Source organism: Paenibacillus selenitireducens, from assembly GCF_002021565.1.
GTDB classification, from domain to species: domain Bacteria; phylum Bacillota; class Bacilli; order Paenibacillales; family Paenibacillaceae; genus Paenibacillus_K; species Paenibacillus_K selenitireducens.
On the sequence record NZ_MSZX01000003.1, the window covers coordinates 404,969 to 429,724 of the forward strand.

At 47.2% G+C, this 24,756-nt stretch carries 17 protein-coding genes; 14 read left to right on the forward strand and 3 right to left on the reverse strand.

Annotated features, from left to right (window positions below):
• Positions 1–6: 6 nt before the first annotated feature.
• Both BVG16_RS09675 and BVG16_RS09680 read left to right on the forward strand, forming a co-directional pair.
• Positions 7–903, forward strand: coding sequence for a carbohydrate ABC transporter permease (locus tag BVG16_RS09675; protein WP_078498341.1), 897 nt, complete (start codon positions 7–9; stop codon positions 901–903).
• A gap of 83 nt (positions 904–986) precedes the next feature.
• Positions 987–2,681 carry a type 2 periplasmic-binding domain-containing protein gene (locus BVG16_RS09680; protein ID WP_078498342.1) on the forward strand — a complete coding sequence of 565 codons (1,695 nt, stop codon included), beginning with the start codon at positions 987–989 and terminating at the stop codon, positions 2,679–2,681.
• Positions 2,682–2,760: 79 nt separating this feature from the next.
• On the opposite strand, the gene BVG16_RS09685 is transcribed toward BVG16_RS09680, so the two are convergent.
• Positions 2,761–4,077, reverse strand: coding sequence for a deoxyguanosinetriphosphate triphosphohydrolase family protein (locus BVG16_RS09685; protein WP_078498343.1), 1,317 nt, complete (start codon positions 4,075–4,077; stop codon positions 2,761–2,763).
• A 242-nt stretch (positions 4,078–4,319) separates the two neighbouring features.
• Between BVG16_RS09685 and BVG16_RS09690 the strand changes: the two genes are divergently transcribed.
• Together BVG16_RS09690 and BVG16_RS09695 are read left to right on the forward strand one after the other, a co-directional pair.
• Positions 4,320–5,132, forward strand: a complete 813-nt coding sequence (locus BVG16_RS09690; RefSeq protein ID WP_078498344.1) for an aminoglycoside N(3)-acetyltransferase — start codon at positions 4,320–4,322, stop codon at positions 5,130–5,132.
• A gap of 156 nt (positions 5,133–5,288) precedes the next feature.
• Positions 5,289–6,965 carry a M20/M25/M40 family metallo-hydrolase gene (locus BVG16_RS09695; protein ID WP_078498345.1) on the forward strand — a complete coding sequence of 559 codons (1,677 nt, stop codon included), beginning with the start codon at positions 5,289–5,291 and terminating at the stop codon, positions 6,963–6,965.
• 100 nt (positions 6,966–7,065) lie between these two features.
• On the opposite strand, the gene BVG16_RS09700 is transcribed toward BVG16_RS09695, so the two are convergent.
• Positions 7,066–7,932, reverse strand: coding sequence for a helix-turn-helix domain-containing protein (locus tag BVG16_RS09700; protein ID WP_233146948.1), 867 nt, complete (start codon positions 7,930–7,932; stop codon positions 7,066–7,068).
• A 73-nt stretch (positions 7,933–8,005) separates the two neighbouring features.
• Between BVG16_RS09700 and BVG16_RS09705 the strand changes: the two genes are divergently transcribed.
• The 6 genes from BVG16_RS09705 to BVG16_RS09735 all read left to right on the forward strand — a co-directional run bounded on the left by BVG16_RS09705 (position 8,006) and on the right by BVG16_RS09735 (position 14,859).
• Positions 8,006–9,064 (forward strand): Gfo/Idh/MocA family protein, encoded by a 1,059-nt coding sequence (locus BVG16_RS09705; protein ID WP_078498346.1) that lies wholly within the window; start codon positions 8,006–8,008, stop codon positions 9,062–9,064.
• A gap of 36 nt (positions 9,065–9,100) precedes the next feature.
• Entirely contained in the window at positions 9,101–9,958 is an 858-nt protein-coding gene (locus tag BVG16_RS09710; RefSeq protein WP_078498347.1) for a sugar phosphate isomerase/epimerase family protein, read from the forward strand.
• Between the two features lie 41 nt (positions 9,959–9,999).
• Positions 10,000–10,875, forward strand: coding sequence for a sugar phosphate isomerase/epimerase family protein (locus tag BVG16_RS09715; RefSeq protein WP_078498348.1), 876 nt, complete (start codon positions 10,000–10,002; stop codon positions 10,873–10,875).
• Between the two features lie 438 nt (positions 10,876–11,313).
• Positions 11,314–12,276, forward strand: a complete 963-nt coding sequence (locus BVG16_RS09725; protein ID WP_078498350.1) for an ABC transporter permease — start codon at positions 11,314–11,316, stop codon at positions 12,274–12,276.
• Between the two features lie 21 nt (positions 12,277–12,297).
• On the forward strand, positions 12,298–13,206 hold the full coding sequence (locus tag BVG16_RS09730) for a carbohydrate ABC transporter permease (RefSeq protein ID WP_078498507.1): 909 nt from the start codon (positions 12,298–12,300) through the stop codon (positions 13,204–13,206).
• 39 nt (positions 13,207–13,245) lie between these two features.
• Positions 13,246–14,859, forward strand: a complete 1,614-nt coding sequence (locus BVG16_RS09735) for an extracellular solute-binding protein (protein WP_078498351.1) — start codon at positions 13,246–13,248, stop codon at positions 14,857–14,859.
• Positions 14,860–14,929: 70 nt separating this feature from the next.
• On the opposite strand, the gene BVG16_RS09740 is transcribed toward BVG16_RS09735, so the two are convergent.
• Positions 14,930–17,203: a helix-turn-helix domain-containing protein gene (locus BVG16_RS09740; protein ID WP_078498352.1), complete on the reverse strand. Its 2,274-nt coding sequence runs from the start codon at positions 17,201–17,203 to the stop codon at positions 14,930–14,932.
• Between the two features lie 330 nt (positions 17,204–17,533).
• Between BVG16_RS09740 and BVG16_RS09745 the strand changes: the two genes are divergently transcribed.
• The 4 genes from BVG16_RS09745 (at position 17,534) to BVG16_RS09760 (ending at position 24,755) form a co-directional block, all read left to right on the forward strand.
• The gene (locus BVG16_RS09745; RefSeq protein ID WP_078498353.1) at positions 17,534–18,922 is read left to right on the forward strand and encodes an alpha-L-fucosidase; all 1,389 of its coding nucleotides are present in this window, start codon (positions 17,534–17,536) and stop codon (positions 18,920–18,922) included.
• 18 nt (positions 18,923–18,940) lie between these two features.
• Positions 18,941–20,227, forward strand: coding sequence for an alpha-L-fucosidase (locus BVG16_RS09750; RefSeq protein ID WP_078498354.1), 1,287 nt, complete (start codon positions 18,941–18,943; stop codon positions 20,225–20,227).
• A 62-nt stretch (positions 20,228–20,289) separates the two neighbouring features.
• A complete protein-coding gene (locus BVG16_RS09755; protein WP_078498355.1) occupies positions 20,290–21,609 on the forward strand; it encodes a glycoside hydrolase family 125 protein in 1,320 nt (439 codons plus the stop codon).
• Entirely contained in the window at positions 21,606–24,755 is a 3,150-nt protein-coding gene (locus BVG16_RS09760) for a beta-galactosidase (RefSeq protein ID WP_078498356.1), read from the forward strand. Before BVG16_RS09755 ends, BVG16_RS09760 begins: the two co-directional genes overlap by 4 nt.
• The last annotated feature ends 1 nt before the right edge of the window (position 24,756 follow it).

A 24,756-nucleotide genomic window follows, 5' to 3' on the forward strand; every position in this document is an offset into this window, starting at 1 on the left:
TTGCCCGTGATTCGTTATAGTATTGGGGATCGGATTATGATCGGGTGTATTTACCTGCTGCTCACGTTGCTCGCGTTCTCAACCTTCTATCCGTTCTGGAACGCACTTGCTATTTCGTTTAATGCAGGGTTGGATACGGCGAAGGGAGGCATCACCTTCTGGCCACGTGAGTTCACCTTGGAAAATTATAGTATTGTGTTCCAAGATTCGAGTCTTCTCCGCGGCTTTGGCGTTTCTGTAGCTCGAACGATCGTAGGTACGGTGCTCTCCATCTTGGCGACGAGTATATTCGCTTACGGCATGACGAAGCGTGAATTAATCGGCCATAAGTATTACATGCTGATGGGAATAATCACGATGTACTTCGGTGGCGGACTTATTCCGACGTATATGCTCATTCGGAATTTGGGACTCATGAATTCCTTCTGGGTTTTTATTATTCCGGGTCTAATCAGTGTTTGGAACATGATCATCTTCCGTACGTTTTTCAAGGGACTTCCTGTCGGCCTTGAAGAATCCGCCAAAATTGACGGCAGCGGGAACTGGGGCATTTATTTCCGCATCATCCTTCCGTTATCCGGACCTGTTATCGCAACACTGGCTTTATTTACGGCTATTGCGCATTGGAATGATTGGTTCGTTCCAAGTATCTATATTTCCGATGAAAACCTGCTGCCGATTCAGACGATTTTAAGACAAACCCTCTTATCTAATATATCGGTCACCCAGATGAGTGGCTTGGATTCCGCCTCGCTTGCCAGATTAGAGCAGATGAAGAACGTAACGAGTAAGTCGCTGACGATGGCTACCATGATGGTTGCCACGCTGCCGATCATCGCCGTCTACCCTTTTGTTCAACGCTTTTTCGTAAAAGGTGTATTGATTGGCTCTTTAAAAGAGTAGTACCTGAAGGCATGGCAAGGGAGTGTGTTTAGAGCAAAATGCTTTAGACATAAATGAATGAATTGAAGGGGGATTTCGATTTCATGAGGAACAAAAGGAAACCGTTATGGATGACCATGTCTGTCGTATTCGTTCTCGCACTCACGGTGGCAGGATGTAGCGGGGGCGGCAATAAAACCGCGGAGTCAACGGAAAAGCAGGGAACGACGGAGCAGACAACAGAACCGAAGGTTGAAGGAAATACGGAAGCGAAAACGGCAGGTTGGCAATTGGGAAGCGAACCGTTAGACTTCACTTTCTATGGGAACTACGACTGGTATAAGATGCCTGAATGGGGCAAAGACAAGACAACAGCATGGATCAAAGAAAATAAAAAAGTAAATATCAAGGCAATTAGCTCAGGTGGCGGTACCGCGGCGAAGCTTAATACCATGATGGCCTCCAATGAGCTGCCGGATGTGATCTGGGGCGAACGTCAACCGGATGTCGAACGTCTGATCGAAGCCGATATGCTTGTACCCATCGATCAGTACATGGATAAATATCCAAACCTCAAAAAATGGCTGGATCCAAAAGCCGCCAATATGCTGCGTTCTTCGGACGGCAAGCTGTACATCTTCCCGAACTGGTACACAACACGTGCAAATGGTACGGCGGGTTGGGTTGTTAACAAGAAAATCTACAATGAGCTAGGTTCTCCGAAGTTAGAAACATTTGATGATTTGTATGCGTACTTAAAACAGGTCAAAGAAAAATATCCGAAAATCATACCTTATGAAACCGGCTTAGCGAAAGATGGCCAAGGGGTAGATATGATCTATCAAGGCTACAAAGAAAACAATCCAAGTTATCAATCGTTCTATGCGGTTCCTCAAGGTGATCAACTGACTTCAATTTACAAGGATCCAGATTTCCGTGAAGCGAGACAGTTTATAGCTAAATTGTTCCGTGAGAAACTTGCGACGCAAGATGCATTTACCCAAACAGCTGACCAGGTTAAAGAAAAAGTGGTATCGGGGCGCGTTGCGGTATATGCCTCTTCGAACCCAACGGTGGATGCGATGCAAGGGGATGCGGAATTGAAGAAAACGGATCCCGATGCTGGATATATCATGATTTGGCCGCTTCATAAAGAAGGACTCGATAAGAATAAAATTTTCGCTGGTAACTATAAGCAACTGGGCTGGAATGGTGCAGTGATCACCAAAAATGCCAAAGACCCTGAGAAAATATTCGCTTTCTTAGATTGGTACACAGGTCCTGAAGGTAGTGCGCTTCAAATGTGGGGCCCTCCAGGTCCAGACGGATATTGGAATGGGTTTGATGCTGATGGCGAGACACCGAAATACACGGACAAATATAGCTCGGATTCAGCTGGATTAGGTGAGCTTCAATCCAAGAATGATCCATTTATGTGGGTAGGCAACACGGTCTATATTGATGATAATAAAGCGAAATTTGAAGCGACGCTTCCGATGGAGAAACGGAACTGGTCCACACACTATCAATATGAAATTACATGGAAAACGCAAAAAGACGCAACCGAGTTCGTTAACTTGTTCCCTGTCCCAGACAGTCAGGAAGGCGAGATTCGTACTCGAATCACGGATATCTATTTAGAGCAGTTATCCAAAGCTGCATTCGCGAAGTCCGATCAAGAGGTGCTTGATATTCTAGACAAAGCCCATGAAGATTCGGTGGCAGCGGGCTACCAGCAATATCTGGATTACATTACGAAGAGATGGCATGAAAACCTGGGGAAAATGGCAGGTAAATAACTGAAATGAGAAAAGGGGCTGCCTCCTAGGGTCGATCCAATGATCCTGGGAGGGGAGTCCCTTTTTGAGCTGTATAACCTTAATCCATCTCATAAATGGAGCCAGATTTACTAGCGAACAGTTCCGCATAGACCTTCTCGGCATAGCTGTCTGTCATGCCTGAAATATAATCGGCGACAAAACGCGGCCAACTCCATTGCTGTTGGTGCTTCTCATAGCTTTCGATCCAGTCGGGCGGGATAATCCGCCCACCTGTTTCGGGAAGGATGAAGCTCTCCCATAACCGGCGTATCATGATTTCACTGCGCATTTGAAGACGTTGAACGCGAAAATCCATCACTAAAGTCACCCAAGCGAGTTTCTTGAGGATTTCCATCGTTCGCAACAGTTCGAAGTCCTGCTGCCCGTCTCGCACGAACGTGACTTTTTTCCAGTTACGTGCGGGGTCGTCGATAATCCCGACGCGACCCGCGAAGATGCTTACCCACCGAGCTTTCATTTCTCGCCGGGTCCGAGAGGATTCACGGTCACAGGCGTGATAGATTTCTTCCCATTGTGCGAGATAATCGGCGAGAACACGTCTAGCCATGGATTTGATGTCTACTTGCTCCCAGCAGAGCTCTGCGTTTCCATTATCATGGATGATCTCATGTACGAGATGCTCGAGTAAACGGTCATCCTCGAAGAAAGTTGGATTCATCTGAATTTTCCCGGCCCGAATCCCGTCCTCGATATCATGGGTAGAATAGGCGATATCATCGCATAAATCCATGAGTTGGGTTTCCAGTGTCTTCGCTTCATGCGGCATCGCCCACTTATGACGAAGCTCAGCGATGGCTTCCCATTCCGAGGTATAGACACCTTTCAATCGACCCGGTTCATTGATGTGATACGGATATTTATTCGTAGCAAGCAACACGGCAGCTGTTAAATCCAATCCGCTGCCGCTGCCTGCTCGCTTCTCCAGGAACATCAGAATACGGAAATTCTGTGCATTGCCCTCGTATTTCAGCCCATATTCCTCAGCGAGGAGGCTATTCAGTACTTCTTCCCCTTTATGTCCAAACGGCGGATGACCAAGATCATGCGCTAAGGCAGCGCACTCGACGACCGTAGGATCTATCATCAGTCCGGGATGTTCTCTTTTCTCAAGAAACGGGTATTGACGCGGTAACCGCCGTGCAACCTCGCGAGCAATCTGCGAAACTTCAAGAGAATGTGTAAGCCTCGTGCGATAGTAATCTCCTGTTCCTGCGCCAAATACTTGTGATTTGCCCTGTAACCGGCGAAATGAAGGAGACTGAATTAAACGGGCGTAATCGCGCTCATATTCTTCTCTCTCCTCGCTGAATGTCGTCGAAGTTAGCTCGTTTAACCGAAGTTTGCGCAAATCCATACAAATCCCCCTTTGTGTCTTCATGCCATAATATATGTGAATATGCCTTACATGGAAATGATTTATTGCAAAGAATTGTAACACATCCATAACGTCACTTGAAAGCGGCATGTGGTGCTAACGTATGTATAGGATCGGTTTTATCTTTTCGGGGTTAGGGTGTGTTCGGTGTTGGATCATGATAAGATCATAGGGTAGGCATTTTCTAATCACTCTATACGTACATGAGGGGGCTATCAATCATGAGTGAATTACATATTATTGAGTCTACCCGTACACCGAATACGGTTGAATCCATAGAGAACGATTTGGTCGCACTCGGCATCCTAGAAGGGGATCTATTGCTAGTCCATTCCTCGCTGTCCAGCTTAGGTTGGGTATGTGGCGGTGAACAGGCCGTCATTATGGCGCTGCTCCATACGCTCGGACCTGAAGGAACATTGGTCATGCCGGCGCATAGCTCTCATATTTCGGATCCCGTGGAGTGGGGCAATCCACCGATTCCATCGGACTGGTTAGCAGATATTTACTTGCATATGCCGGCGTTTCATCCGGATCTTACACCGACGCGTGGAATGGGGAGTATAGCAGAGCTCTTCCGGACGATGAGCCCTACGATTCGTTCGCTTCATCCGCAGAGTTCCTTTGCGGCACAGGGTCCGTTAGCTCATCGGGTTACGCAGGATCATCTGTTAACACCACAACTGGGCCAGAGTTCTCCATTAGGGCGATTATATGACTTGGATGCCAAAGTGCTGTTACTCGGTGTTGGCTATGACTCATGTACAAGCTTTCATTTGGCGGAGACGTTGAACGAATCGATGCCGATGAAACGAATGGGAGCCGCGATGGAGGAAGAAGGGTCGCGAACGTGGAAATGGTTCGAGGATTATGATTATAATTCGGATGATTTCGAGTCCTTAGGTAAAGCGATGGAGCGGCATACGGCTGTATCCATCGGTAAAGTAGGGAAGGCGCAGTGCAAGCTATTTTCCATCCGAAAGGCTGTTGATTTTGCAGCGAAATGGTTGAATGAGCAACGCTTCTCCAATTAAAAGAGCATAGGGATTTTCATGGGTAAGGGCAGGTTCTTCGACAGAACCTGTCCTTTTTCTCTTGTGCGCCGCTGAAATTCACGCTATAGATGCTGAATTCATGCTATGATGGAAGGGTTGAAATATTTTCCAATATTTACATGAGGAGGATGTTTTGTGAATTCGAATCAACCAATCTCTCCAGTGATTTCACAGCAGACCCATATTCGATGGGTTACATGGTTCAGGCGTGCAAGTATCTTCGTGTTGATCGCAGCTTCGGTACTTGTTGGCATGCTGCAAATTCAGGCACCACAGCCAGTTGGGAACGATGCACCTGCAGATCAATTCTCGGCGGAGCGGGCCCTTGAGAAGTTGAAGGTAATCGCGAAGGATGCGCATCCGATTGGAAGCGCCAGGCATACGGAGGTCCGAGATTATCTGATTGCTGAACTTCGACAGTTAGGTTACCAACCCGAAATACAAAAGGCTAAGGTGATTTCCGATTTCGCCAAGGAATCCTTGGATTTATCAGGGAACATTGAGAACATCGTTACGCGCATACCGGGTACGGATTCCAGCAAGGCATTAATGATTGCTGCGCATTACGACTCAGTTCCCGAAGGGCCTGGAGCAGGAGACGACGGCGCTGGAATTGCTGCGATGCTGGAGACGGTCCGAGCGATTCAAGCCGGGCAGCCTTTAAAGAATGATCTCATTCTGCTCATGACGGATGGGGAGGAAATGGGGCTGCTCGGGGCCAAAGCATTTATTCAGGAGCACCCATGGGTTCAAGATATCGGTTTAGTCCTCAATTTTGAGGCACGGGGAAATAAAGGCCCGGCCTTTATGTTCGAGACGAGTGAACAGAACGGGTGGATCATCCAAGAGTTCATGAAAGCTGCACCGCAGCCTATTGCGTATTCGCTCATATATAACGTATATAAGTTAATGCCCAACGACACTGATCTTACGAAGTTTAAGCAGGGCGGATTGCCCGGTATGAACTTTGCCTTCGGCATGGGGTTAGATGCGTACCACAGTCCTACGGATACGCCCGAGAACTTGGATCGGAGTAGCCTTCAGCATCATGGCGAATACATGCTGAACTTATCCCGGCACTTCGGTCAGCTTGATTTAAGCGAGGTGCGGCAAGAGGATCGGATTTATTTCAATGTGTTCGGCTGGCATATGGTCAGCTATCCTCAGTCCTGGGCTATTGGATTGATTGCGCTTGGTGTCTTGCTGTTTGTATTAACTTTATGGCACGGGTTCCGACAACATCGATTAACGCTTAGTGGGATGGTCGGCGGTATTCTGATTCCAATAGGCAGTCTGGGTTTAGTCTATGGGGTCATTACTTTGCTATGGCGTTTCATCCCATCGAATTTGTCGAGAGATCGGTATATGGATATTTTGACGAAATCCCATATTAGTGTGTATTATCTGATCGGGCTGCTCGCGGTAACGGCGTTGATCACCATCGGTTTGTATCGCTGGCTCTCGCGTTATGTCCGTACGGAGAATGTATGGGCTAGTATTTTGTTCTTGTGGTTACTGTTTGGTGTGGCGACGGCATTCATGCTGCCGGGCGGCAGCTATCTCATGTTCTGGCCTTTCGTGTTCAGTCTCATCGGGTTAAATATATCTTTTCGGTGCAGAGAAGGACGATGGACGTGGCTTGCAGCGCTATTCGCGGTACCGGGAATGGTGTTAATCACCCCGATCTTCTATCTCGTGTACATGATGATGACGCTGAATATGGCAGGCGCATTAATGACGGTAGTGGCGCTAGCGTCCACCTTAATCTATCCTGTGTTCAGCAAGCGGCTGAGCGTACGGAGGCATTCCTAAGAACTCGTTGTCGCTTCCTGCGCATGCCATTGCTACTTATATAGAAGAATAAAGATTACTCAAGAACAGACTCTGCAGCAGAGTCTGTTTTTTTATTGGGTTACACATTATGGCGGAAATGTTGGGGCGAGACCCCTACGAACTTTTTGAACAAGCGCGAGAAGTAGAACACGTCCTTGAATCCCAGTGAAATCGCAATATCCTTAATCGATTGATCCGTGTTAAGCAACATATTTTTGGCTTCGGAAATCTTGAGCCGATGGACATATTCGTGCAGGGAGTACCCTGTATTTTTATGAATCAGCCGCCGAAGCGTGGATATGGATATATGATGCCGTCTACATAGTGCCTCAGCATCGAACTTCTGATCAATGGAAGTCGCAATGTCCTCCATGAGCTTTGTGCCGTAGTCATCATTTGTGACGATCCGCGGTTGCGCATGACTGCTGTGCACAAATTCATACAATAAGGATTCCAGAAGCAAGGCCGCACGATCCAAATTCGCTGGAATGCCGCTATCCATGAGTGTGAATATACGATCAATTTTACTCTGCTGCGCGTCGTCCTGACCTGTCTGTCGGATGCGTCCAGGATCTGTAAACCACGTGGAAATCCATTCTTCAATCCGCGGACCTTCAATTGTGAAATAGTATTCGTCCCATGTCTCCTGCCCATCAGGTCCATAGTCGAACACCGCGCCGGGGTAAAACAAGAAAAAACAACCCTTCTGAACATGCTGCGTCTCCCCGTTATTTATACGATACGTGCCTGAACCGCCTGCGATGTAGACGAGCGCGTGGTGTTGGAACGTCGCTTGGGGCCGATAGAGCAACCGATTCGGAAGATGCCCGACGCTGCGGATCGATAAAGACTGGATTTGAAGCTTGCTTTTATCCGTGGTGCGGTCAATAATGCGAATCGGCTTCGAGCTGACTGTATAGTCCATGTACGTGGTCATAATGGGCATTCTACCTCTCTGTAAGTAGTGTTATCCTGATTGTATAACAAAACTTCACCTATATATAGGAGGTAACAACGTTATGAGTAAGAAGAAGATTGGGATTATCGGAGCGGGTTCGATTTCCGATATGCATTTGCAAGCCTATGCGAAAAATAATGAAGCTGAATTGTATGCCATCTGTGATTTGAACCAACAACGTGCAGAAGAAAAAGCCAAGCAATATCAGATTCCAAATGTATATACAAATTATCATGATCTATTGGCAAATCCGGAAGTGGAAGCGGTTAGCATTTGTACGTGGAACAACACGCACGCGGAGATCAGTATTGCTGCATTGCGCGCTGGGAAGCACGTATTGGTAGAGAAACCGCTATGCCGCACGGTTGAAGAAGCTATTGCTATGCAAGACGCTGTGCGCGAGACAGGCAAAACGCTGCAAGTCGGCTTTGTTCGCCGTTATGATGCCAATGCGCAGCTCGTGAAGCATTTCATCGACAAGGAGGAATTGGGCGAAATCTATTATGCCAAAGCAACCTGCATTCGCAGACTCGGCAACCCAGGCGGCTGGTTCGCAGACGTCGAACGCTCTGGCGGCGGTCCGTTGATCGATCTAGGGGTGCATATCATCGATTTGTGCTGGTACATGATGGGACGTCCGAAGCCGGTTTCGGTGAGCGGCAACACGTATCACAAGTTAGGCAACCGCGCGAATATCAAGAACTTGTCCTTCTACCAAGCGGCTGACTATGATCCCAACACGAACGGCGTAGAAGATTTGGCGAATGCCTTGATTCGCTTCGAGAATGGAGCCTCTTTATTGATCGATGTCAGCTTCACGCTCCATGCGAAGAAAGATGAAATTGCCGTGAAATTATATGGCGACAAAGGCGGCGTGGAGATCGAGCCTGAATTGACGATGATTACAGAGAAATACGACACGATTCTGAACGTAGCTCCGCAAACTGATAGCAAATCCATCAACGTAACGGAAGCGTTCTGTAATGAAGTGAACCACTTCGTGTCATGCGTTCAGTCAGGAGAGACACCGATCAGCCCTGTGGAAGATGGTTTGAATATCATGAAGATCTTGTGCGGAATTTATGAGTCTGCGGCAAAAGGCCAAGAAGTTCAACTATAATTCATTCATCATAAATCAGGAAAAGAGGCTAAGTATATGAAACTGGGCGTAAGTTCTTACAGTTTATTGGGTGCAATGCAGTCCGGCGAAATGGATATTCTAGGTGTCATCGATTGGGTGGCCGATCAAGGCGGCGAACATATTGAGATCGTTCCGATCGGTTTCGAATTGATTGGGAACCCTGAACTGACGGATGCGATTCGTGAAAAAGCACAATCTCGCGGCATTGATATCTCCAACTATGCGATCGGTGCTAATTTTGCGACGGAAACTGAAGAAGCATATGAAGCGGAGATTAAGCGTGTTATGGCTGAAGTGGATGTTGCAGCTCGCTTAGGCGTCAAGCGTATGCGCCATGACGTAGCGAACAGCAGCGATATTTCGATCGGCAATTTCTACCGTGAACTGGATCGCTTGGCAGCAGCGTGCGCGCGGATCGCGGATCATGCGGCACAGTATGGCATCGTAACGAGCGTAGAGAATCATGGATATTTTATTCAGAACAGTGATCGTGTACAGATCTTGGTGAACAAGGTTGATCGTTCTAACTTCCGTACGACGCTTGATGTAGGTAACTTTATGTGTTCAGACGAGGAATCTGTAGCGGCTGTGAAGAACAATATTTCGTATGCATCCATGGTCCATGTGAAAGATTTCTATTTGAGACCTTCTTATCAGAATCCGGGTGACGGATGGTTCAAGACAGCAAGCGGGAACTATTTAAGAGGCGCTATTGTAGGGCATGGCGATATTGATATGCAGGAAGTGCTTCGGGTTGTGAAGAATTCGGGATATGATAGTTATATTTCACTAGAATTCGAAGGGCTTGAAGAGTGCAAAAAAGCAACGAAAATCGGTCTGGATAATATCAAAAGATACTGGGACCAAGCTTAATATCGTCCCAAATGAAATGAAGCAGAGGAGGTAACACGCACATGAAATTAGTTAATCCGATTGGTATTATGGTTGACAGTCTGCGTCTTGACCTGCGCGACGGTCTGCGGAAGGCCAAAGAACTTGGCGCCGACGGCGTTCAAATTTATGCCGTGTCCGGCGCCATGGATCCCGCGAACCTGTCATCTACGCAGCGCAAAGACTTGAAGGACTATATTGATTCGCTTGGGCTGCAAGTATCTGCTTTATGCGGCGATTTGGCGGGCCATGGGTTTCAGGATGCAGCCGCAAATCCGGCGAAAGTTGAGAAGTCAAAGCGCATTCTCGATCTGGCAGTTGATCTGGGGACACCTATCGTGACTACACATATTGGTATCGTACCAAATGACGTAAATGATCCTGTGTATGAGACCATGCAACGGGCTTGCGAAGAACTCGGGGTGTATGCGAAAAGCATGAATGCTTATTTCGCGATTGAGACGGGTCCTGAGGAGTCTGCTCATTTGAAGCAATTCTTGGATTCGCTGAGCACGAATGGCGTTTCGGTAAACTTTGATCCTGCGAATATGGTTATGGTTACCGGGGATGATCCAGTTCAGGGTGTCTACAACTTGAAGGACTACATTGTTCATACGCATGTGAAGGACGGTATTCGTGTGCGTGTTGTTGATCCGCGTGAGGTGTACGGCGCACTTGGCTATGAGCCGATGAGTCATGAACGAATCGCTGAGCAAGCTGCTACAGGGGCGAGTTATCGTGAACTGGCGTTGGGCGAAGGCCATGTGAATTTTGATGCGTATTTCAAAGCGTTGCAAGATATTGGTTACAAAGGCTATTTGACGATTGAACGGGAAGTTGGCGAGAACCCCGAAGTGGATATCGCGAAAGCCATCGATTTCATTAAACGTTACAAATAAGTTAGGCAAAGAATAAACGAGGAGTATGTGATCCGACTCGAAGCTTGCGAGGGAACTTGCAGCAAGAGGAGGAATCGCATACTCCTTTTTCTATATATTTCGAATTTTATTGAAAACGCATACATGTCATTTTTGACATTGCCTCATAACCCGCGTAACGGAGGGGCTTTGAACGGGATGGGGGGCGATTGGTCAAAATTGCACGAAGGTCAAAAGTATGGATTTACAACAAGAATGACATATATTCGCAAGATCTACATATCGGGTCAAGAATGTCATTTTCCTTGTAGTGGCGCGGTTTCAAGGCCAAACCAAAATGACATATTTACGGTAATGGCAGTTGTTGGGTATGGTTTATGTAAGCGCTGGCAAAACAAATTCTGGCGAATCGCGAAGAACAACAAAATAATAACAACTTGATAAGGAGGGGGTGATACTATGCAGGATACGCAAAGTATCTTAACGGGCAGTGCACTTCCGAAGATGAAGAAAGAAAAGAACAAAGTGTGGAAGAGAGTTATCCAAAACTGGGAACTATATCTATTCATAGCACCTGCATTTCTCTACTTTCTAATTTTCAGCTACGGTCCAATGTACGGTATCCAAATCGCATTTAAAAACTTTATTCCCACAAAAGGGATCACAGGAAGTCCATGGGTTGGGTTCGACCATTTCGTTCGGTTCTTTGACTCCTATTATTTCTGGGACTTGCTGTGGAATACACTAAGTATCAGTTTATATGATCTGGCCATCGGGTTCCCGATTCCGATCATTCTCGCTTTAGCTTTTAATGAAGTGAAGGATGGATTCTTCAAACGACTAGTTCAGACGGTTACGTATGCACCGCATTTCATTTCCGTCGTCGTTATGGCAGGTATGATTATTACATTCTTGTCTCCTTCAACGGGTATCGTCATTCATATCATTGAATGGTTAGGATTCGATGCACCGCAATTCTTGACAGATCCGGCATGGTTCAAGACAATGTATGTCTTCTCTGGCGTGTGGCAGAGTGCAGGATGGGGTACGATCATTTATTTGGCGGCATTGTCCGGCGTAGATCCACAGTTGCATGAAGCAGCGATCATCGATGGAGCTTCACGGTTCCAACGTGTGCGTCACATTAATATTCCGACCATTGTACCAACGATGACCATTCTATTGATTCTAAATATGGGTAGCTTACTTGGTGTAGGGTTTGAGAAAATATTATTGCTCCAAAATCCATTGAATATGGGAGCTTCAGACGTTATTTCAACCTTCGTATACCGGGCAGGTCTCGTCGATGCGCAGTACAGCTTCTCCACAGCGGTAGGGTTGTTCAATTCCGTTGTCAATGCAGTTCTGCTCATTACCGTTAACCAGGTTGTTCGTCGTACAAGTGAGAACAGTCTATGGTAGAAGAAGGGGGTTAGGCGAATGATGATTTCTGGCGTAAAAGAGACTGGACGGGATAAGGCATTCCTCATATTCAACTATATCTATGTTATTTTGGCTTTAGTTATCGTAGCTTATCCTGTTATTTACATGATAAGCGCTTCCATCAGTGATCCTAAGTATGTAGGATCCGGAGAAATGTGGTTATGGCCCAAAGGGTTTACACTAAAGGGGTACCAAATCGTATTTGAAAATTCAAAGATTTGGACCGGATATGCCAATACGATTTACTATACCTTGCTTGGAACGGCGATCAACTTGTTTGTAACAATGCCGGCAGCGTATGCACTGAGTCGCAAAGATTTTGTAGGCCGTAACTTTTTTATGGCGATGTTCATGGTGACCATGTTCTTCGGCGGCGGTCTTGTTCCAACTTACTTACTCGTCAAAAACCTAGGCATGGTGAATACGGTCTGGTCGATCGTGCTCCCATCCGCAGCGTCCATCTGGAACATTATCGTGGCTCGCACATTCTTCCAGTCTTCCATTCCGAAAGAACTACAAGATGCTGCGCAAATCGATGGATGTACCAATATGCGATTATTTATTAAGATTATTCTACCTCTATCGATGCCGATCATCGCCGTTATGGCGTTGTTCTACGGGGTAGGGAACTGGAACAGCTACTTCTCGGCACTCATTTATTTGAACGATGAAGCGAAGTATCCGTTACAAATGGTCTTGCGTCAAATTCTCGTCCTTCAAGAAATGTCGGCACAAGGAGGCGGAGCGATGGATGCAGCATCTGCAGCGGCTTTGAATAATAAAGCTGAAGTTGCTTCACTCGTCAAATATGCTGTTATCATCGTATCGACGTTGCCGATCATTGCGGTTTATCCGTTCTTACAGCGTTACTTTGTCCAAGGTGTCATGATTGGTTCCGTTAAGGGCTGATTTTGAACATATATACAAAATAAAGGGGAGGATTTTTGAATGCAAAAGTTTCGTAAACCATGGGCACTATTGTTGTGCCTCACGATGCTCATCTCGATCCTATCAGCTTGTGGTTCATCCAATGATTCCAAAGCAGCTAAAGACGGTGAAGGCACGTCCACGACAGCTTCTGATGTGAAGAAAGAAGGATTCCCGATCGTTGACAAGCCGATTACTTTGACCATGATGGCGCCGGATGTTGGGGTTGCCGATTGGGAGAAGATGCCGGTATTGCAAGAGATGGAAAAGTTGTCGAATGTGAAGTTGAAATTCCAGAATGCACCGCAAGACAGCTTTGAGACCAAGAAAAATCTCGTATTTGCGAGCGGTAGTCTTCCGGATATTTTCTACGCAGCGGATTTGAAACCTGCGGATCAAGTGACGTACGGCAGCCAAGGCGTTCTTATTCCCTTAGAAGATCTTATTGATAACTACGCACCAAACTTGAAGAAAATTCTAGACGAGCACCCGGACATCCGTAAGTCCATGACAACGCCAGATGGCCATATCTATGCGCTTCGCACGATTGATTTATCTGCGGTATGGTATCGCGGTCCGATGTGGTATAACGGCAAGTTCTTGAAAAAGTTCGGTATGGATAAATTACCAGCTACGACAGAAGAACTCTACACGTTTTTGAAACGCGTGAAAGATGAAGATGCGAATGGCAATGGCAAGCAGGATGAAATTCCATTGACTTCCGTAAAGTTGGATGATTTGCGTATGTACTTCTTCGGCTTCTGGGGTATGTACGATGAGGTGATTTACTCCGACAAAGAAGGAAAAGTACACTACTCACCGCAAGAAGAAGGTTACAAAGGTTACTTGACATTCTTGAACCGTCTATGGAGCGAGAACTTGTTGGATCACGAGACATTCTCGCAAACGGACGAGCAGAAGAAAGCTAAAGGTAAAAACAATCAAGTCGCTTTATTCAGCGATTACTTCCCTTACTTCACACTAGGCGGTGAGCCAAGCGAAGACAATCCGATGATGACGCCGGTAGCAAGTGATATCGCAGGAACACCTGTATATGGTAAACACCCAGGTCTATCTTCGAACGGTACGTTCGCGATTTCAAGCACGAACCCGAACCCTGAGGCTTCGATGCGTTGGGTAGATTACCTCTACGGTTATGAAGGCGCTACACTGTTCTCTCAAGGTCCGGAGAATCTGTTGTGGAAATATACAGATAAAGAGAAGCACGTGAAAGAATGGCTTCCGGTACCAGGCGGTAAAGACCGTGAAGAGTACAAAGGTTCATTAACACCGAACTATGGTATCTTGAATCCAGGCGCTAATGATGTCTCGTTCAGCTTAGGCTTGAGAAGCGACTTCGATAAATGGATTGACAAGGAAAATGAAGCGAAGCTTACGCCAATTGCTAAAGCTCCTTTCCCTGACGTATATCTATCCGTTGATGAACAGTCTCAAGTGTCTGCACTTCTATCTGACTTGAATACGTATGTGAAACAAATGGAAGCGAAATTCGTAACAGGCGCAGAACCCATGGCGAACTGGGATAAATACAAAGCTCAGCTTCAAAAAATGGGCAGCGACAAAATCGTAGAAATCTATCAAGGTGCTTACGATCGTTGGAATGCTAGCAAATAATCAGGCTCTATAGATCATGAAAAAACAACTTCCCGATGATGTTCAATCATGGTCGGGAAGTTGCTACTATTTAGTCTACATTTAACGTTGTCTCTGGATTTTCAGTTTGTGAATGCATCTGGCGGTATTGCCCTGGCGTATACCCGGTTTCTTTCTTAAATTTACGGATGAAATTCGGGGTATCCAGATAACCGACACGCATGATGATATCTTTTAACGGATCGTTCGTCGTTTTCAAATCATGCATGACCGCTTCCACCCGTTTCTGCCAAATATATTGGATGAAGTTAATGCCGACCTTCTCTTTGAACGAACGGCTAAGGTGCGAAGGGGAAATCGTAAACTCGAACGAAATCGTCTCTAGACTGAGCGTATGATCCATGTAATGGGTATCAATGTAGTTCACGATTTGATCCATGAGCGAATGTTCTTCTTTCTTATGATTTCGCTCCACTTGGGCGCAGATCCGAGAAGCAAGAATGAAGAAATTTCGTTCAAGCTCATCAAGCGAGCCGGACATGATGTTAGGTCCGACCTCTTGCAGAACATTCTGAATACCCAATTCTGAAGCTGTCTTCAACATGGTGTTCAAAATATCGAAGCAAACGCATCGCATGAGCAGTGAAGAGAGTTCGGACGTCTGCAAATCGCGAATCGCGATATGAATCATTTGCTCGGCGACATCGTCGTTTCCTTGCTTTAAACTTTGCGAGAGCTTCAGCAATACACTGTTATCGATCCAGACCGTCTGATCTTGGGAATGAGACAACTTCTCGAAAAAGGTCACGGTACCTTGTCCAGTGGACATACGCATCTCATATGCGGAATAGGCTTCTATAAAAGACTGATTCAGTTGGTCTAAGCTCGAATAGCACGTACCGACGCCAATCATCGGAATCACATCGAACATTTCAAGCAAATTGTTGCGAGTAGCCTCGACGATTTGACGTACATGCGAGAATTCTAGCATGTCATCGCCAAGATTGAAGCTCACAATGAGCGCAAGCTGATCCAGTTGAGGGAGCTCAACACCGTAAGCATGCGCAGCGAGTTCAGGGAACTCAATTTGTGCATGCATTTGGATAATCTCTTGCCGGTCTTGAAGATCGCCCTGCTGATCCTCCGCTTCCGTCCATCCGATGACCATCACGAAGTGATGCGATTGATCAAATTGGAGATCGAAAGCTTCGAGGAGATCGGGGGTCAAGCTCTGGGTGTTGCCGTATTTCAATAGCAAGGATAGAAAATGGTTGCGTGCATAAGGCTCTTGGAGATCTACTCTGGAGCTGTAATCCTGTAACGTTGTCCGGATTCGATCGAGTTCATTTCCTGAAGAGCGGTCCGTTCCTGATTGCGCATTGGCGAAATTCACAAGCTCGAAGATCGGCGAATATTGCCTTCTAGCGAGTACGAGCGCAATGGCTGCACCAACAAGCACGATAATGAAGAACAGGATAATGATAAAGCTGCGAACATGCAGTACACTGCTGAAAAATTGATCGCTTGTCATTAATGTCACATATGACCAGCCGTTCTTATCGGATTTTACGGATACGACGGAATGGGATTCGCCGTTAATTTTCTGGTTATGGATTCCTGGAGCTAAAGTAAATAAAGATTTGGCTTCCTGCATCGTCAGGGATTCGCCATTTCCGCTATGCGTTAAGATATTGCCGTTATTATCGAAAATATAGGTCAATCCACGGTAGTTACCTAATACCGACTCAATGAGACCCGCAATTTCAGATTCGTTGATCAGGTACATCACGGACCCATGAGGGTTAGGGCTGTTCGGTGTGATGGGAACGTTATATGCCAGCATGGATTGTTCGCGATAGCCGTTGCGAACAACGATATCCGCAGGCCGCATGCTCGGGTATTTAGCCGTATTCAATTCCTTCACAAGATCTTCGTGTCTCCAGTTCTGGAAGCCGTAATTGGCTTCGAATACATGGAGATCGGACATGCCTTGAGTTGAATAAATTTTTGGGTCATTATGGTAGTATAAGAACAATTCTCCAATAATAGAGCTCGTCGCTTTGTAGTTGTTCAACGCTAAGATCGAATCTCGGCTATCATACGGATCATGGACCCGGAAAGGGGTTAGCCGCTCATCGTAAGAAATACGTGAGGCAATGTCGTTCAATTCTTTAATCCGACCGTCGATGACCGTCTTGGTTTGTGTAAGTTGATTGAGGTGAGATTGCTCGATCTCCGACTGTAAATTGCTAACCGCATTACGGTAGATGAATACGGTTGCAAGAATGAGTGGGATCAGTAAAATGAACAAGTAAGAGCCGATAAATTTCAAGAACAATTTGGATTTGAAATAATCCCGATTCATACAAATGGCCTCCCTCTGGTTGCTAAAATCCGCATCGGATGAAGCATCCGGATCCTGTTGATACGTTAATTTATGGATAAGTAAGCTTTGAAACGAGCCGACAATGATCATTTTCATAGACGAGAAATTTGTCGAATAATTCTATGATACCAAAAAAACGAGTCGATGCTATACAAAATCGAAATAATATTTTCCAAAAGGCATTCGATAGATTCATAATTTCGCGTCAAAAAAGGAACTTGCGAACTACGAGATCACCGTATCTGTTCTAACTTATACGTTTTTATATTTTACAAAAACAGGCCAAACGCGCCCATCTGGAGGTAAACCATGAGTGAGTTGAATGTGACAGAACAAGAGCAAGAGCAAGTTGTAGAGCAAGGGGTTCATAACTACAGCAGTGAGGAGGAATGGGTAAAACCGGAGAGTCCGCTTTTGCTTGAGCGCCTTGAATGGTTCAAGGATCAGAAGCTGGGACTCATGATGCACTGGGGACCTTATTCACAGCTAGGCGTGGTAGAATCGTGGGCTCTTAGCGATAAGGATGAAGAATGGTCCCGGGACGGGATCGATTGGGACGTTGATGCAGATGAGCTGAAGCGCCAGTACTTCGGATTGAATAAGACTTTTAATCCCGTGCGCTTCCAGCCGGAATTATGGGCAGAATTGGCTGCCGAGAATGGATTCAAATACTTGAATTTCACGACAAAACATCATGACGGGTTCTGCATGTGGGATACCCACACTACCGACTACCGTGTTACAGGTCCGGATTGTCCGTTCCATACACACAAATATGCAGATATCTGCAAGCAGTTATTTGATGCATTCCGTGCCAAAGGCTTGGGGATCTCGGCTTACTTCTCCAAAGCGGACTGGAACACGCCTTCGTATTGGGCGCCAGGCATGGAACGCGGTACGTTCACGTCGCGCGGACCTTCGTATAATCCGAAGGAATATCCTTGGCTATGGGAGCAGTTCGTGAAGTTCACCCATGAACAGATTATGGAGCTCATGACCAAGTATGGCCGCATTGAAATGTTGTGGCTGGATGCAGGTTGGGTCTGCGAACAGAGCGGCCAAGATATTCGCCTCGGCGAAGTCGTGGAGAAGGCGCGCGAAGTGCAGCCTTGGTTGCTGTCAGCTGACCGGACGGTCGGCGGAGCCTATGAGAATGTCATTACACCGGAGCAGACCTTGCCTGAACGTCCACTGAACGTTCCGTGGGAGAGCTGCATTACAATGGGAACATCGTTCTCTTTCCGTTATGAGGATAACTATAAATCGGTACGTCAATTGATTCATTTGTTAGTAGAGATCGTGGCGAAAGGCGGCAACTTGGCGTTGAATGTCGGACCGCAGCCGGACGGAAGATTATCGCAGACGGCGATTGATCGGATCAAAGGGATGGGCGCATGGCTGAACGTTCATGGCGAAGCCATTTATGGGACACGCGTGTGTGCGCCGTATTCCGTCGGGAACTATCATTTTACGCAAAAAGAAGAGACAACCTATGCCTTTTATCTATACAAAGATGAGCAAGAGATGGTGAAAGAGGAAGTGCACCTTCCAATTACGCAAGAATTCAGCCGGATCGATCTCGTCGGTGGACAAGACAACCTGCAGTTCCAACGCACGGAGAACGGAATCGTTGTTCGCATGCCGGAGAATGCCGTGTCAGAACAAGCGCCAATCGCACATGTATTCCGCATGAAATAAACAAAGGGGGAAATGAAAATGCAAAAGTGGTTTGAAGAAGCGAAGCTGGGGATTTTTATTCACTATGGAATTTATGCGGTAGACGGGGTTGCGGAATCTTGGTCTTTCTATAACGGGAGAATGTCCCATGAAGACTACATGAAGCAATTGGATGGCTTTACGGCCTCGAAATTCGATGCTGAGCATTGGGCCGATCTCATTGAAAAATCAGGTGCTAAATATTCCGTGCTAACCACCAAACATCATGATGGAGTGGCACTGTTCGATACGCAATACAGCGACTTAAACGTCGTGAAAAAGACACCGGCGAAGCGCGATCTAATCAAGGAATACGCGGAAGCCGTGACCAAAAGAGGAATTCGACTAGGGATGTATTATTCCTTAATCGACTGGTCGCACCCGGATTATCCAAGCGTATTTGAAGGCGGCAAGGTGCCAGAGGATCTGAGTACGGTGAATAAGTTCTCGTACCCTGTAGACGGCGTTCAAGATGAAGCGACGTGGCAGAAGTTCCTGGAGTTCAACAATAACCAATTGCGCGAGATTATGACGAATTATGGAAAAGTCGATTTGCTGTGGTTCGACGGAGACTGGGAGCGCAGCGCGGAGCAATGGAATTTGCCGGCATTCAAGCAATATCTTCAATCGTTCAACCCTGATCTCATTATTAACTCTCGGTTGCAAGGGCACGGGGATTACAAGACACCGGAGCAAGGAATTCCGATTACGCGTCCGGAAGGACCATGGGAATTTTGTACCACAATCAACCAGTCATGGGGATATGTGCCAACCGATAACAAATACAAATCATTGAACCAGATCATTCGCATGTTCTGTGACTGTATCAGCTTGGGCGGCAACATGCTGCTGGATATCGGACCGATGGAAGACGGAACGGTTGATAAGCGACAAGAAGATATTCTGTTAGGTCTTGGAGATTGGATTCGGACCCACGAAGAAGCGGTGTTCGGTACGACAGAAGGAATTATGACCCGCTATTACTTAGGCGGCAGCACCATTTCCAAAGATAAGAAGACATTGTATCTCTTTGTCTATGATGCGCCAAAAGAAAATGTATGCCTGAAAGGGCTGTGCAACCCGATCAAGAAAATTACCGTAATGCACTCAGGCAAAGAATTGACGCATGAGATTCATGGCGGCGTGCCATGGTTCAACATTCCGGGGACGACATGGATTCATATGACACCGGAAGACACACAGGAGCATGTGACGGTTCTGAAGCTTGAATTTGATGAAGAGTTGGACATGTACGGCGGCTCTGGCGCTGTTGTAACCCATAACTAATGACGCCGCTACCCGGGAGCCTTTCTTCGGGTAGTGAGCTTAATCGATAAAGGAGTATGACGATGGAACAATTCAGATTGCCTCGGATTAAGATGCCTGAACTAACGCTTCCCCAAGCGATTCAAGAGGTGCTGCAAGAAGCGGAAGAGAAGCTTGCGCATCGTCCGAAGCTGCTGCAGTTATTCAAGAACTGTTTTCCGAACACGTTGGAGACCACGACGAAATTAATGGAAGACGGGACGACATTCATCATTACGGGCGATATTCCAGCTTCGTGGCTTCGTGATTCTGTAGAACAAGTGATGCACTATGTGCCGTTCGCCAAAGAAGATGCGGATTTGCAGCGGATTCTTAGCGGGTTAATCAAACGCCACATTCAATATATTCACATTGATCCATACGCGAATGCATTCAATGAATCTGCGAATGATTGGCATTGGAACAAGGCCGACATCACGGAGATGTCACCTTGGGTATGGGAGCGTAAATTCGAGATTGACTCCCTGTGCTTCTCGATGCGACTTGCGTATGCGTATTGGAAAGAGACTGGCTTAACGGATATTTTCGATGCAGGCTTCAAGTCAGCGATGCGTATCATTTATGACTTGTTCGTCACAGAGCAGCGCCATTTCGAGCAATCTCCGTACCGTTTCACGCGGGATAACGGGATCCCCGAGGATTCCCTGCGCAATAACGGCCTAGGGATGCCTGTGAATTATACCGGCATGGTATGGTCCGGCTTCCGTTCCAGCGATGATGCGTGTGATTTCCACTACAACATTCCGGGGAATATGTTCGCTGTCGTGGTATTGCGTCACATGCAAGAATTCGCGGAATGGGTATTCCGGGATACGGATTTCTTGAAGGAGCTTAAGGCTCTGGAAGCAGATATTGATCACGGCATTCAGCTGTACGGCATTTACCGCCATCCTGAGTTCGGCCCGATCTATGCCTATGAGACAGACGGCTTCGGCAACTATTGTCTTATGGATGATGCGGGTACGCCGGGATTAATGTCGATTCCTTATTTGGGCTATGTATCGGCGGAAGATCCGATTTATCAGAATACAAGACGTTTTGCCTTGTCCCAAGAGAATCCATTCTACTTCGAGGGTAAGGCGGCCAAAGGAATCGGCAGTCCGCATACGCCGGACGGATATATTTGGCATATGGCGCTTTCGATGCAAGGCCTCACGGCTACGACGAAGGAAGAGAAGCTAGAGATGATTGCCATGCTCGAAGCAACCGATGCGGACACAGGCTATATGCATGAAGGATTCCACTCGGATGATCCGAAAATCTTTACAAGATCATGGTTCGCATGGTCGAACAGCCTATTCTCTCAACTCGTGTATAAGGCGATGAAAGAAGGGATTCTATGAGCCGTCCGGTCATTATTTTCTATGATTCTACGTTTCCTGGACATGCAGCGATGGACAGCCAAGCGATTGAAGGGTTAGGGAAAATCGGTTCTGTCGTGGATGCGAAAGGCTTGGCGGAAGCATTACGTTCAGAGGATGCAGGTTGCTTCGTCAACCTGCATCCGCCTTATTTTCCGAAATCGGCTTGGCCGGAGATTGTTGCTTTCTTGAAAAGAGGCAGCGGGTTGGTAAGTATCGGCGGCGCGCCATTCAAACAACCTGTGCGTCTAGAGGCGGACGGTTGGCAGATTGAAGGCGAGCAGACGGCTTACCACCAAGAATTATATATTCATGAGACATTGCGTGTGGATAGTACACCTGTAACGGCATGGACCGTATCGGATCGAATTCCACTTCTTACGGGACAGGAGTCCCTATTCCCGATTCAAGATACATGGAATCTGGTGCCGCACACGACGCGGAATAGCGATATGCCGGACCAAATGGGTGCAGCCGGCACGATGAGTACACAAGTGTATCCGCTCCTAAAAGGAGTAAGCAAGGAAGGGCGCGAGATTGCTGCGCCTATCGTGCTTTGGGAGAACACGCGCGGTGATTATGCGGGTTCGCGTTGGATGTTCGTGAATACAACATTATCCCCGGACTTCTTAGTGCAAAACGGATTGGAGGCGCTGGCTTCCTGGGTGAATTTCTGTGCGAAGGAGCTCACCGAACTATGGATCAAGACGAATTATGCCACTTATGAACCGGGCGAGCGCACCGTGCTTACGCTGCAGACGCAGCGGATCGTGCAGGCAGGTCAATCGACGAACCACAAGGATCACTGGACGTTCGAGGTCACGGTCGAACAGGATGAAGGACAACAGCATTGGGAGCACCGCTTCGCGACAGAAGTGACGGAGGAAATCGATTTTGTCCGTATTCTCGTTCCGTTAGATATTCAGAGCGGTCTTTATCGTGTCGTATGTGTAGCTACAGCCGAAGACGGCGAAGTACGCGTTCTCCGTCAGGGGTTCTGGGGAAATGATCCGGAATTGCTCGCACAAGGCAGCCCTATTACGTGTAATCGGGATTATTTCGAGAAAGACGGCCGACCGCTTCCGATCGTAGGAATGACCTATATGGCCTCCGATGTGGCACGCAAGTTCATTTTCCTGCCGAATGCAGATGTATGGGATCGTGACATGGCGCAGATGGCGAATGCCGGGATTAACTGGATTCGCACAGGCATATGGACAGCTTATCGGAATGTGATGCAGGTGGACGGACATGCTTCAGAAGAAGTGCTGCGCGCCATTGACGCTTTCTTCTTAACGGCGAAGAAATATGATTTACAAGTGACGTTTACGTTCTTCTCGTTCACACCAGAGACATGGGAGGGTGTGAACCCTTATCTGGATCCGCAAAGCGTTGAAGCACAGAAGCGGTTCATTCGTTCGATCGTATCCCGTCATCGGGCAACAACCCATGTGGATTGGGATTTAATTAACGAGCCGTCGATGTTCGATCCGGCGCTTATCTTCTCCGGCGGACCACGCTCATGCGGTGACCGTTATGAGCAGAAGGCTTTTGTGGAATGGCTGGAGAAGCGTCATGGCCGCATCGAGCTCCTGCAGCAACGATGGAATATGACGCCTGCACAGCTTCCAAGCTTCACAGCTGCGGTCGTTCCGGGTCCTCAGGATATTAACTTTGATGTGCAGGATATCCATTCCGGCAAGAAGGGAACACGTTGGTTGGATTACTGCCTCTTCTCGATGGAAATGCACAACCGTTGGGCGAAGCAGCTGTACGATACGATTAAGGAGCAATGCCCGGATCATCTCGTAACGGTAGGGCAAGATGAAGCCCTTGGCGCACAACGCCCATCTCCGTTCTTCTATGAGGAAGCTGTCGATTATACGACGGTCCATTCCTGGTGGTTGAACGATCAGCTCGTATGGGACGGGATCTTCACCAAGACACCACATAAGCCGAACGTGACGCAAGAGACCGGGATCATGTACGTGGAAATGCCGGATGGCCGTGCGAAACGCTCCGAGCTAGAATTGCGAAGCTTGTTGGAACGCAAGTATGCGTATGCGTTCGCAACAGGTGGAGCGGGTGCGATCCATTGGATCTGGAATACAAACTTCTATATGAATAATGCGAATGAATCCCATATCGGCGCACTTCGCGCAGACGGTACAGAGAAGCCGGAAGCAGATGTGTCCTATGATTTCGGGCGGTTCATGGGTGAAATTCGGGATCTGTTCCAAGAACGCGCACTCGAAGAGATTGTTGCCGTCTTCCCGTATTCGAATGATTTCTCCAATCGTAAATTCGCGTTCGAAGCAACAACACGTCTGACGCGTGTCATGTCGTATCAATTGAAAGTGCCGTTCCGCGCAATTTCCGAATATCATCTGGATTCGCTGGACACGACGCCCGCGAAATTGATCATGCTCCCGAGCGCACATAACATTGACGATGCGGCTTGGGAGAAGCTTACAGATATCGTGAAGCGTACAGGTGCGACGCTGCTCGTGACAGGTCCGCTCTCGATCGATGCTTACTGGAGAAATACGAAGCGTATGGAAGACTCGTTAGGCGAGGGGCAAATACGCAATGTACGTCGGGAGGAAATGATCGATGTGAACGGAACAAAGCTTCCATTGTCCTTCGGTCAACGACGGATTGCCGAGGTATGCAAGGAAGTACGTGCTGGACGTCTAGGAGATGCTGCGAATTCGCTTGAAAGACAAGGCGATGATGTGGTAGATATTCCGCTCGGTCAAGGTAGATTGATCTGGAGTCCATTGCCGATCGAATTGAATGAAAGGTCCGAATCGATTGCCGAATTGTATCGTTATGCGATGAACGCGGCGAATTGCCAATCCGACTTGGAGTGGATTCAAGGCGGAGACCTGGCAGGCGTGTACGGTCGGAAATTGCGGTTCAAGGATGGGTTCTTATATACTTTCGTATCCGAGTACGCTTGGGATACGAATATCCGCATTAAAGATCAGGATACAGGAATGACATATGCATTCGTATTGGAGCAGGAACGTTCGGTTCTCTTCGCAACCAATACTGCTGGACAGATCACATCTGTGTACCGTCCGAATGAAGTTCAAGTTGAAGTTATCGGTTCCAAGGAGGAATAGT